Genomic DNA, 11,606 nt, shown 5'->3' on the forward strand with positions numbered 1-11,606 from the left:
CTGCCCGAACTCGCGGGAGGTTTTCGAAACCTCCTTGCGTATTCGTACTGCGATCGCCGGCGGATGTCTGTCCGCATTTCGCTGGACGAACAGCCGGGACGTCAACCGCCCCCTCGGTCTCGCGGCGGAGATCGTCCGAAACCTGCTGACCTCGGGCGCCCCGGCCGCCCGGTCGCACCGACCGGTCACCCCGGGAACGGGGGTGCCGTCACGGAACAGGTGACGGGCCTCCCGGGCTGCCCCTGCCGTTCCGCGATCGCGCGCTTGCCGTCCAGCAGCACCCGACAGGTGGCGGTCGCTTCCGGTGGCGGCGTGACGGCGACGCGTGCGCGGTCGCCGGTCAGGACGATCGCCTTCTGCTGCCACCGCGATCCGCCAGTACCGGCCGACAGCGCGGTCGTCGTCACCTGCGGGTACCGGTGCGCGGTCGGTGCGTCGCCCCGCCGCTCGGCCCCGCGGACGGACACGTCGGTCAGGGCTGTTCCGGCAGGGGCGTCCGTGGTGACCTGGTACGTCACCGACCAGGCGTCCGCCGTCTGCTGCCGGATCATGGCGCAGCCGGTCGTCGCCGCGACCAGGGCGGCCGCGATGGTGAGCACGCCGATGGCGCGTGCAGTGGTCGTTGTGGAGTGGCTTCCGTTGGACATGCGTCCAACATCTCCTCCGCCCGGTGCTCGGCGCGACCGCTGCGGGGATGACCGGGGTCATCCTCCGGTCGCGGTTCCGCTGTCGCTGTCGCTGTCGCGTGCCGGGAGGCGCGGGTCAGCTCAGCGGGGCCAGGTCGCGATGACCGCGACCGCGTTGAACAGCACGTGCGCCAGGATGGCGCCGCCGATGCGGTTCGTCATCGCGACCAGGGTGCCGGTCAACGACCCGAGGGCGAAGATCGTCAGGAACACCCGGAAGCCCTCGAGCTGGGTCCCGCCGGCCCCGAGCAGGACGTGCAGGACCGCGAACAGGAACGCGGTGAGCAGCACGGCCAGGAAGCGGGTCCGCGGCGTCAGCTCAGCGGCCATCCGGCGTTGGAAGAGCCCGCGGAAGAAGACCTCTTCCAGGAACGGGCTGACCAGCACGATGCCGATGGCCGACACGACGAGCAGGCCGATGTCCGGCGTGCCGAGGGTCGGCGCCGGCGCGAGACCGGTCGAGCCGGTGAACGCCAGACCGAGGAACACGTCGAACACCCGGCACAGGATCACGATGCCGATCGCGAAGATCGCGTCGCCGAGTCCCAATCGCAGGCGCGCCGCGTGGTCAGTGCCCGCCGATCGGCGCAACACCCAGACGATGCCCGCGACGAGCGGCAGCCAGACGGCGAAGTCGGCGACCAGGACCTGCATCACAGGCGGCTGGATCTTCCCCGCGGTGCTGAAGCCGGCTGCGACCCGGGCCAGGATGACCGCCACGCCCAGCGCGACCAGCAGGATCACGAGGTCCCGCTGGCGACTGGTGTCGGGCTCGGCGTGGGTCACGTCGGACTCGGTGCTCATGGGCTCACCGTAGAGGACGGGAGGCCCAGAACGGCCGATACAGCCGAGCGTTGCTCGATCATGTGGCACTATTTGAATGCCGTACACCGGGACATCCCCGGGCACTCGTGTTGGGACCACGGGCGAGCGGCGGGATCGTCGGGGAAGGCGGGCCGCGTGGAACTACGCGACTACATCACCGTGCTACGTAAGGGATGGGTCCTCATCCTGGTCTTGGCACTCGTCGGGGTTGCCGCTGCCGCTGGCTTCTCCCTGCTGAAGAAGCCGGTGTACTCCGCTTCGGCGCAGGTCTTCGTCTCGACGGAGACCTCGGGTAGCGCGAGCGACCTGGCGCAGGGCAACACCTTCACCCAGCAGCGCGTCCTGACGTACTCGAACCTGGTGTCGACGCCGATCGTGCTCCTGCCGGTCATCTCGAAGCTCCAGCTCGACATGAACGCCGATCAGCTCGCGACGATGGTGTCCGCGACCGCGCCGACGAGCACGACCCTGATCTCGATCAGCGTCAACGACACGGATCCGGTCCAGGCCGCGGACATCGCGAACGCGACCTCGCAGAGCCTGACCAACGTCGTCGAGGACATCGAGGCCACTGACGAGAAGGGTTCGAGCAGCGTCAAGCTCACCCGCGTGAAGCAGGCCGACGTGCCGAGCAGTCCGGTCAGCCCGAACGTCCCCGTCAACGTGGCCCTGGGCCTGCTGGTCGGCCTCGCACTGGGCGTCGGCATCGCCGTGCTCCGCGAGACGCTGGACAACCGTGTCCGCACCGAGCAGGACGTCGAGAAGATCAGCGACAAGCCGGTCGTCGGCGGCATCGCCTTCGACAGCAAGGCCTCGGAGCGTCCGCTGATCGTGCAGGTCGACCCGCGCAGCCCGCGTGCCGAGTCGTTCCGCACGCTCCGCACGAACCTGCAGTTCCTGGACATCGGCACCGGCGCCCGCACCTTCGTGATGACGTCGTCCGTGCAGTCCGAGGGCAAGAGCACCACGGTCGCCAACCTGGCGATCGCCCTCGACAGCGCCGGGTTCCGCGTCATCCTGATCGACGCGGACCTGCGCCGTCCCCGCGTCGCCGAGTACATGGAGGTCGAGACCAACGCCGGCCTCACCGACGTGCTCATCGGGCGCGCCGAGCTGGAGGACGTCGCCCAGCCCTGGGGCCGCGGCAACCTCGTCGTGCTGCCGGCCGGTCAGATCCCGCCGAACCCGTCCGAGCTCCTCGGTTCCCGCGCCATGCAGGACCTCATCGAACGCCTGGAGGGCGAGTTCGACTACGTCCTGTTCGACGCCCCACCGCTGTTGCCCGTCACCGACGCCGCGATCCTGGCGAAGAAGGCCTCCGGCGCGATCGTCGCCGTGGCCTCGGGCAAGACGCACAAGGGCCAGTTCGCCGCTGCGGTCTCCGCACTCGAGAGCGTGGGCGCGCCCATCGCAGGCTTCGTCATCACGATGATGCCCGTCCGCGGTCCGGGCGCCTACGGCTACGGCCGGTACGGCTACGGGTACGGCTACGGCCTCGAAGAGGACGAGAACACACCGAAGGTCAAGCCGCCGAAGCGCGGCGGGAAGAAGCTCGGCGCGCTGAGTCGCGCCGAGCGCTGAAGCGAGGTCGGGGGACATGAACGCACGCCGGGGGACCCGAAACCTCGGCTCGACGCGTACACGAACGACCTTGATCTGGGTCGCCATCGTGATCGTCGTGCTGGTCGTCATCGACATCGCGCTCGTCACGCTCGCACTGGGGCGCACCGCGCCGAACTCGGGTGACCCGGCGGGCCCCATCCCGACCTTCTCCAGCTCGCCCCGCTCCAGCACGAGCTCGCCGACGCCCACCGCTGACGCCGCCGGCGCACGTCGGTCCCTCTCCGCGGTCGACGGCCAGGAGGCATGGCGCGCGACCGACGGCACGTGCGGCGGTCCTGCACCCACCCTCGAGCACACCCTCGACGCCGGTGCGACCTGGAAGCCGGTCACGCTGGGAACGGACGTGTCGTCGCTGATGGCGATCCGCGCCTCCAGTGCGAACCTGACGGTCCTGGCCGGCGTCGGCGACGACTGCACCACCACCGTCCGCACCAGTACCGATGACGGCGTGACCTGGACGGCCGGCAGCCCCGGCGCGGCCGGCGCAGGTGTCTCGACGGCCGGCATCGTCTTCGCCACCGGCGTCGTAGAACCGCCCTGCAGCGAGCCGATCGAGGCGTACCAGGGCAAGTCGACCTCCGTCGTGATCTGTGACGGGCAGCTCGAGTGGCGTGGCGGCGCAGGCGAGTGGGTGGACGTGCCGCTCAGTGGTGTTCGCTCCGTGGCGGACGCGGGCATGACGTACACGCTCGCGCGCATCAACACGGAGCTTTGCGATGGCGTGCAGATCGAGTCGCTGCCGGCTGTGGACGTCACGCCGGAGACGTCCACGACTCCGATCGGATGCGATGCGGACGTGGCGACCTCAGAGCCGCTGAGCCTGGACCGCGTCGATGACCACGTTTGGCTGTGGGCAGGAGATACCGTGTCAGTGTCCGCCGACGGCGGTGCGACATGGTGACGGTGACACACCGGACGGCTCAGAGGCAGGGCGCCTGGGCCACCGTCTACGGCCGTCGCCTCGTCATCACCGATGCGCTCGCCCTCATCTGGGTGACCTTCGGGGTCCAGATCGCTTGGTTCGGTTTCGACAGGCGCACCGTAGCCGGAAGCCCTGCTGACCTGGCACTCGGCTACACCGCGGTCTCCGTGTTCATCGTTGTCGCATGGATGATTGTGCTGGCGCTCTACGACACTCGAGATCCGCGCTACATCGGTAGTGGCGCTGGCGAGTATCGCCGCGTAGTCGATTCGGCCATCCGCCTGTTCGCCTTTGTGGCTATCGTCGCTTACGCGTTCAAGTTCGACATCGCCCGAGGATACGTCTTCATCGCCTTCCCGACTGGCGTCCTGGTTCTGCTCCTCACCCGGTGGATGTGGCGGCAATGGCTCAATGCTCAGCGACGTAACGGCAGATACTCGGCCCAGGTCGTCCTTGTCGGTTCGCTCACGTCGGTAGAACACCTCGCGAGGGAACTGAGCCGGCATCCGGAAGAGGGCTACCGCGTCGTTGGTGCCTGTGTTCCGATTGGCGAGAACGGCACGACGTTGCCACTGTCAGGGATACCTGTACTTGGTCCTATCGCCGACGCCGTCCGAGCGCTCCGCGCGGCAGGAGCCGATACCGTTGCCGTCACGAGTTCCGACGACCTCGGCGCGCAGGCCGTTCGTGAACTCAGCTGGGAGCTCGAAGGAGGGCGCGAGCACCTCATCGTCGCTCCGAGTCTGACCGAGATCAACGGGCCGAGAATCCACACTCGCCCGGTAGCCGGCCTTCCGCTGATCCACGTCGAAATGCCTCGCTACGATGGGAGGACGGTTCTAGTCAAACGTGCTTTTGATCTCGTGGGCTCGGCTGTGCTGATCGTGGCACTCTCCCCGCTGTTGATCGTCCTTGCGCTAGTCGTCAAGCTGACGAGCCAAGGGCCGGTGCTCTACCGGCAGGAACGTGTCGGTCAGAATGGCGCGCCCTTCAACATGCTCAAGTTCCGGTCGATGCGGGTGAATGCCGATGACGAGTTGGCCGCTCTTCTCGCCGAACAGGGACGGGGGGACACCCCTCTGTTCAAATTGGAGAACGACCCGCGCATCACCCCAATTGGGCGGGTGCTGCGTAAGCACTCGCTTGACGAGTTTCCCCAGTTGTTCAACGTGCTCTTTGGCACGATGAGCCTGGTAGGTCCTCGTCCTCAGCGCGAAGGCGAGGTCGCCCTCTACGACGCCGCCGCGCGGCGGCGTCTACTGCTGAAGCCGGGAATGAGCGGTTTGTGGCAGGTAGGGGGAAGATCTTCCCTCGGATGGGAAGACGCCATCCGCCTAGATCTCTACTACGTCGAGAATTGGTCTCTAACCGGAGATCTCCTGATTCTTTGGAAGACGGTTCGAGCGGTGCTCGCTCCCGGGGAGAGTGCGCATTGAGCACCTCGATCATAATTGCTCTAAGCCACCTAGAGCAGTGGCCCACCACGGCTTGCCACGAAATCGAAGTGGAGGTGCTGAATCATCGGTGCACCGTCAATAGAGCAACATCGAGCTCGCTTCGTACCTCAGCGGAACGGAGAGGGGTGTGTGCTTCGAGAGCACGCTTCTTCGAACTACACGCATTCCCACGCAGGTACGCCTGAGCCGTAGAAAGGGCTAGATCATGAACGGTGCTCCCGAGCTGCGTGTGATCCTCCACGTTACGGAATGCTACGAAGGCGGGGTGGAACGCGCGATTAGGACAATCGTGAGGAACTCGCCTCAATTTGAACATCGGCTTCTTGCGACCGGCCGCGGCTTGAATGACGAGAGGCAAGAATCACTGTTCTCTCAGATAAATGAACTTCCTGATACTCACGTCGCTCGATTGCGGATGATCCACAGCGCGGTCCGGGCGCCGGGTATCGATTTGATTCATGCCCATTCTAGCTGGGCGGGCTTTTACGTCCGTGTGATGCCGAGGCTCCCGCAGGTTATTTATCAGCCTCACGGTTTCGCGTTTGAGATGTCAAGCGCCCTGAAGAAGGGATTGTTCGCGGGGGCCGAGTGGCTTTTGGCTTTGCGCCCCCAACGATTCGCGGTTCTTTCGCCTCGTGAAGACCTGCTTGCGAAGCGCTTGAATCGTCGAAGAGAAAGAATACTGGTCCCGAACGTGCCCACAGTGCCGATTCGGAGGTCCGCGAGGCCCGCTACTGCTGCGTCAATCATCATGGTAGGGCGCATATCCGTTCAAAAAGATCCTTCGTTCTTCCTATCGACCCTCCGGGCTGTCCGTCGTGAAGTGCCTGGAGTGCAAGCTGTTTGGGTAGGAGACGGCGACCCGACCGGACGGCGAGCGCTTCAGGCAGAGGGTGTCCGAGTGACGGGCTGGGTTCCGTCTGAGCGGCTGATTTCCGAACTGGACAGCGCATCAGTGTACGTCCATTCCGCCGCTTACGAGGGGTTTCCGCTGAGCGTGCTGGATGCCGCAGCGCGAGGACTACCCGTTGTAGCGCGAGCAATTCATGCCTTTTCAGGTTCAACGGTTGCACAGTACGAAACCGTCGATAGTATCGCAACAGCTGTTTCTCAGCTGTTGGTCGACGGACCCCATAAAGATCGAGCATCAGCCAGGAATGATTCGCTGCTCGACCAGATGAGCGAACGGCGTCAACGCGAACAGTTGAAGCGGCTCTACGAGCCGCCCGCCGCTGGCTATCCAGCACCCGCGTCAGTCCTTGGCGCTGGTGACCATCATGGCGAAGACGAGCGGTTGTCGACGCTTGCGCCAAGGCCTAATCCCTCAGGCTTGAGAGACGGGAGGACACGATTGAGAAACGCCATTGGCGCGACGAGTTTGATGCAGGACCTGCGGGCTAATCTGGAGGGCCGTGATGGAAGCGCCTCCGTCGCTGCCACCGTCCTGACGACGCGATTTCTAGCGACGTTCCTCTTCCGGGTTTCTCAAGCACTTGGGCGAAAGCGGCTGATTTTCCCTGCGGGCATCGTGAAACAGTTTAACCAAGTGATCACCGGCGCAGATCTAGCGTGGCAGGCGAGTGTCGGGCCAGGGCTGGTGCTTTATCATCCAGTCGGTGTTGTAATCGGACCTGATTGTGTTATTGGGCGAAGCGCCGTGCTTCAGCAGGGAGTCACCATCGGCGGGACCGGGCGCCCGCGGAGCGGCAATACATCTCCCACGCTGGGAGATGAGGTGTTCGTAGGTGCCGGGGCTCGAGTGATCGGGCCTTGTGAGATCGGTTCACGAGCGCGCATAGGTGCAAACGCAGTGGTGGTCAAAGATGTTCCCGTCGGGGCCGTCGCCGTCGGCGTTCCTGCCGCGTGGAGATACCCGTCTTGATCACCTACTATGTTGTAGGGCTTGGAGCTTGGCTTGGCGCTTATGTCTCGAAGCTGGTCAGTGCCTCACGAGACTCAAGCGGGCGGCGGTATCTGCTCGGCGACGTGAATCGCGGGACGCGATGGACAATATTCGACGTTCTAGCCGTCGCAGTGTTGGTGTCATTCTCGGCCCTTCGGTCTGACGTCGGTACGGACTTCTCGATGTACAACCGGCTATACACCTCGCTCGTGCCTAGCCTGCCTTGGTGGCCTCAAATCCAAGCTTCCCAGCAAGAAGTCGGATATTCAACTCTGAGCTTGTTCCTGCGCGAACTTACGGCATCACCGCACGCCATATTCTGGGCGTCTGCCCTGCTCACGGTGGTACCCGCCTATGTCGCGGTCAAGCGAGAAAGCAGGGACCCCGGGTTGGCGATCCTGCTCTACGTACTTCTTGCTTTCTATGTGAGCCCGTTCAATATCGTGAGGCAAGGAATCGCAATCTCCCTGAACTTTCTCGCGGGCACCTACTTGGGACGTAGTCGATTGATGTTCATAGCGCTGAACATTGTGGCGACGCTCTTTCACACGACAGCTGGGCTCGCCGCCCTTTTCCAGTGGGTGGCTTACAGATGGAAGCCAAACGGGTGGTCCGTTCTCGGCATTTCTATATTGACCGGCATCTTCTCTACTGCAGTTTTCGCTATCCCCACTGTCAGCAGTTGGCTGGCGCGAATCAGTCCTCGGTATGAGGCGTACGTGACGAGTGCCGACGCGGCCGGTTTGGGCACCTATCTGCTAGTTGTGGCGCAGATCGCTCTCGTCATACTATGCCTATACCTAAGCCGCAAAACCGGAGTGGACTCTTGGCTAGGCATTGTCGCTCTCAGCCTCGTCTTCCTCGTGCTGGGGATCCAAGTGGTGGCAGCGGCGCGAATGCAATACTACTTCGGCATTTTTTTGGTCCTGCTGTTACCCAATCAGATTGCGAAGATGGAGCGAGGAGCGAATGTCGTGCGTTTCATCCTGATAGCAGGCGGCGCTCTATATTTCGGCTTCCACCTAGCGAATTATGGAGACTTGCTCCCTTATCGAACCTACCTGGGCCCGGGCGGTGCACCTTGACTAACAATGAGAACGGCCCCGTACGCGACGATGAAGCCCGCGTCGCGGTACTGTTGCCCACAGTGCGCGTGGACGATTGGCTAGACGAAGCTGTGTACTCGGTGTTGCAGGACCTTCCCCTCGGCACGGGCGTGCTGATTGTGATGCATGATGGCATTCAGCCGGATCCATCCCGCGGATGGATGGCAGATCCGAGAGTCATTGTGAGGTCGACCGCCGTGCGTATCGGCGTGGCCGCGCAACTGAGCGCCGCCATCGAGGAACATTCTGCGACATACTATGCTCGGATCGATGGGGACGACGTGTCTGTACCAGGCAGATTCGCGGCGCAACTTGCGTACTTGGATGAAAATACGCAGTGTGGGCTTGTCGCCGCGCAGGCTTTGCGGATCAACTCCGCTGGGGATCCTATTGGTGCATTCGGGGCTGCGACAGGCGACGACATACGCCGATCGCTACTGGAGCGGAATAGGATCGTCCACTCGACGGTGATGTTCCGAGCAGAATCGTACAGAGCAGCAGGTGGCTACAAACCGCTGTTGCGGCAGATGGAGGACTACGACCTGTGGCTCCGCATGGGCGTTCTGGGTCCCCTCGCAGCTCTCGAGCAGGAACTCGTTTGGTATCGCTTGCATGATGGCCAGGTGAGCCGCGGCGCAAAACCCTGGGGTAAACATGTTGCTGCTGTCCGAAGCGGGCGACGAGCGCTCGCAGTCGCACTCAATGAACCGTGGTCGTCCGCTTGGGCTCACGAGTTTCGTTGGAGGGTGGCGCAGTCATTGAGGTATTTCGGCCTACGCAGGCCAGGATATGACAGTGCTAACAACATGACAGGAACTAAATGACGAGTTTCTTCAAGAACCTGGGAAAACGTCCCTTAACCTCCCGGTTGGCGTCATTTTCCGCGGCAGCTACTCATGTTTTCGGTCTCGCGTTACAGAACCTGCTTTCGAGGAGCACCGTATTAGGTGACGCTGGCGCGGACGTCTCGTTGACAACCTACGGCATCCGTGAAGGCTTTGTCTTCCTCACTATCGAATCGATCGCCCGGGGGCAAATCAGGCCGCGTCGGCTACTGCTCTGGCTCGACGAGAGGCCAATTCGCAAGCTACCTCGTAGCCTTCGCCGCCTGCAGCGCCGCGGGCTCGAGATATTCTGGACCGAGGACATAGGGCCGTATAAGAAGATCATTCCGTATGTGCAGTCGCAGCGCAGCCCGGATGTCTCTGTTGTAACTGCGGACGACGACGTGCTTTATCCCGTAGACTGGCTCTACAAGATCGTCCAGGCTGCTCGTACACAAGACTCGGCGGATGTCATCGCCTACCGAGCTCATCGGTTCACCATGGATCAAGAAAGGGGCGGCGCGGCGCCCTACAACTCGTGGCCGGAGTGCCGAAGTGCCGACGCGTCGAGTCTCAATTTCGCCACCGGCGTCTCGGGCGTGCTTTACTCCTCCAAATTTCAGGGCGTTCTGCGCGCCGCAGGATTCGAATTCAAGCAATCTGCTCCCCGGGCGGACGATGTCTGGCTACATGCTGTTGCATTACGGCATGACATGAGTGTGCGACAAGTGGTTGCGGACCCGCAGTACTTCCCTCCGATACCGCTTATCCAGCGTTTCGGGTCCCTTGCCGCGACGAATGTCAGTAGGAGCGGTAACGACGCGCAAATTGCTACGACCTACAACGCGGACGACTGGTCCAAGATCAAACGGCTTCATGACGCTGAAGCCGTCGGACCAGAGGGCGCTGCCTGATGGCGGGTACTGCCGGCCGCGCTCCCCGTGCAATCAGGTTGAGCATGATTTCCAATGCCGTACCGCCTATGGCTGCGTTTCTCTGCGCGCCTCTTTTGGCTCAGGGGTTGGGTCTTGAGCAACGGGGAGCGGTGGCTGCTGCTACCGCGCCGTTGCTGCTCGCTATAAGCAGCATCACTTTCGGGCTGCCGGAAGCCGTCACTTACTTCGTCGCTCGGGGACGAGGCCAGGCGACCGTCTGGAAATCTTGCTTGGCAATACTAATTGGTGGCTTACTTGCTACAGTCGGGTTGTGGGTGCTCGCTCCGATCCTTTCTGGTGGTAATGATCGAATAGCGAAACTGATTGCGATCTCCGCCTTGTCACTTACTCCAGCGCTCCTGTTGGGAGTGTTTCGCGCTGCTGCGGGGGCAGTAGGGCTCTGGCAGCTAACGGCGCTCGAGAGCGTCGTTGGGGCTGTCATGCGCTTGGTCTGGGTTGGCCTTTTGTTCCTGTCGGACAACCTGAATCCATTATCTGCAACAGTGGCAATGTCTGTTACGCTGTTTGTGGGAATTGTGGCTTATGCTCCCCTGACGAGAGCAGCTTGGGGCGACGCTCCAGGTAACGCGCAGCCTCGCTATGGCGAACTCTTTCATTACGGCTCTCGCGTGTGGATCGGCTCGCTGAGCGGCATTCTGCTCACATATCTTGACCAAACGATCATGACGCCGTTATCGTCGGCGAGAGAGTTGGGGTTGTATTCCGTCTGCGTGAGCATATCTGCTGTGGTTCTCGTTTTCAATACAACCCTTCGAGGCGTGGTCTTTGCTGCCGAGTCCGCCGGACCGGTTACGCACCGCTTGGTGCAGTCGACTCGCCTCTCAAACCTAGCAACGGTACTGATCGCATCCTTGGTCGCACTGGTTAGTCCTTGGGGGCTCCCTCTCCTGTTCGGTGCAGAATTTACGGGCGCTACCCCGGTCTTATTCGTGCTTCTGTTGGCGGTCGTGCTGGGGAACCCCGGCTCTCTGGCCGGCGTTGGCCTTAGCGCGCGCGGCAGGCCGGAGATGCGTAGCATGTCGCTCGCAGTAGCTTGCGTTATCAATGCTGCTTTGGTCGTGGTTCTGGTGCCGGATCACGGAGCGATGGGTGCGGCTTGGGCTACAGTGGTGGGTAATGTAGTCTCCGCGGGTCTCAATCTAATGTGGATGAAGATCCTATTCGCGGTGCCAGTTGGGGCTTTCCTAATTCCACGGCGCGGCGACACCATGGCCGCTAATGTCTTCGCGAGGCGGATGCTCGGGAGATAGGACCTTTTACAAGGAGAGCTGAGACGTAGGTGCCGGGGCTCGATAGATCAGGTT

General features: G+C 62.7%; 9 protein-coding genes. 7 read left to right on the plus strand and 2 right to left on the minus strand.

Annotated elements, in window-relative coordinates; translation table 11 throughout:
- Positions 1-185: 185 nt before the first annotated feature.
- Together DEI89_RS15290 and DEI89_RS15295 are read right to left on the minus strand one after the other, a co-directional pair.
- Positions 186-647 (minus strand): hypothetical protein, encoded by a 462-nt coding sequence (locus DEI89_RS15290; RefSeq protein ID WP_146236824.1) that lies wholly within the window; start codon positions 645-647, stop codon positions 186-188.
- Positions 648-767: 120 nt separating this feature from the next.
- Positions 768-1,490, minus strand: a complete 723-nt coding sequence (locus DEI89_RS15295; RefSeq protein ID WP_110904924.1) for a CPBP family intramembrane glutamic endopeptidase — start codon at positions 1,488-1,490, stop codon at positions 768-770.
- Between the two features lie 156 nt (positions 1,491-1,646).
- On the opposite strand from DEI89_RS15295, the gene DEI89_RS15300 reads away from it, so the two are divergent.
- From DEI89_RS15300 to DEI89_RS15325, 7 genes are all read left to right on the plus strand, one after another.
- Positions 1,647-3,092, plus strand: a complete 1,446-nt coding sequence (locus DEI89_RS15300) for a polysaccharide biosynthesis tyrosine autokinase (RefSeq protein ID WP_110904925.1) — start codon at positions 1,647-1,649, stop codon at positions 3,090-3,092.
- A gap of 70 nt (positions 3,093-3,162) precedes the next feature.
- Positions 3,163-4,035 carry a hypothetical protein gene (locus tag DEI89_RS15305; protein WP_110904926.1) on the plus strand — a complete coding sequence of 291 codons (873 nt, stop codon included), beginning with the start codon at positions 3,163-3,165 and terminating at the stop codon, positions 4,033-4,035.
- Entirely contained in the window at positions 4,029-5,492 is a 1,464-nt protein-coding gene (locus tag DEI89_RS15310) for a sugar transferase (protein WP_110904927.1), read from the plus strand. The genes DEI89_RS15305 and DEI89_RS15310 overlap by 7 nt, the downstream gene beginning before the upstream one ends.
- Before the next feature lie 226 nt (positions 5,493-5,718).
- Complete coding sequence (locus DEI89_RS15315; RefSeq protein WP_110904928.1) at positions 5,719-7,395, plus strand: glycosyltransferase; 1,677 nt, start codon at positions 5,719-5,721, stop codon at positions 7,393-7,395.
- Positions 7,396-7,499: 104 nt separating this feature from the next.
- Positions 7,500-8,501: an EpsG family protein gene (locus DEI89_RS15320; RefSeq protein WP_258368978.1), complete on the plus strand. Its 1,002-nt coding sequence runs from the start codon at positions 7,500-7,502 to the stop codon at positions 8,499-8,501.
- A gap of 841 nt (positions 8,502-9,342) precedes the next feature.
- Positions 9,343-10,260, plus strand: coding sequence for a hypothetical protein (locus tag DEI89_RS17455; RefSeq protein WP_146236825.1), 918 nt, complete (start codon positions 9,343-9,345; stop codon positions 10,258-10,260).
- A 44-nt stretch (positions 10,261-10,304) separates the two neighbouring features.
- The gene (locus DEI89_RS15325) at positions 10,305-11,552 is read left to right on the plus strand and encodes a lipopolysaccharide biosynthesis protein (protein ID WP_181421693.1); all 1,248 of its coding nucleotides are present in this window, start codon (positions 10,305-10,307) and stop codon (positions 11,550-11,552) included.
- Positions 11,553-11,606 lie beyond the last annotated feature (54 nt).

The sequence above is a fragment of the Curtobacterium sp. MCBD17_030 genome (assembly GCF_003224255.1).
In the GTDB taxonomy this organism is placed as follows: Bacteria; Actinomycetota; Actinomycetes; order Actinomycetales; family Microbacteriaceae; genus Curtobacterium.

Coding starts and splice junctions, on each gene's coding strand:
- DEI89_RS15325 (WP_181421693.1), top strand. CDS start 10,305: ATGATTTCCAATGCCGTACCGCCTATGGCTGCGTTTCTCTGCGCGCCT.
- DEI89_RS15290 (WP_146236824.1), bottom strand. CDS start 647: ATGTCCAACGGAAGCCACTCCACAACGACCACTGCACGCGCCATCGGC.
- DEI89_RS15315 (WP_110904928.1), top strand. CDS start 5,719: ATGAACGGTGCTCCCGAGCTGCGTGTGATCCTCCACGTTACGGAATGC.
- DEI89_RS15295 (WP_110904924.1), bottom strand. CDS start 1,490: ATGAGCACCGAGTCCGACGTGACCCACGCCGAGCCCGACACCAGTCGC.
- DEI89_RS17455 (WP_146236825.1), top strand. CDS start 9,343: ATGACGAGTTTCTTCAAGAACCTGGGAAAACGTCCCTTAACCTCCCGG.
- DEI89_RS15310 (WP_110904927.1), top strand. CDS start 4,029: ATGGTGACGGTGACACACCGGACGGCTCAGAGGCAGGGCGCCTGGGCC.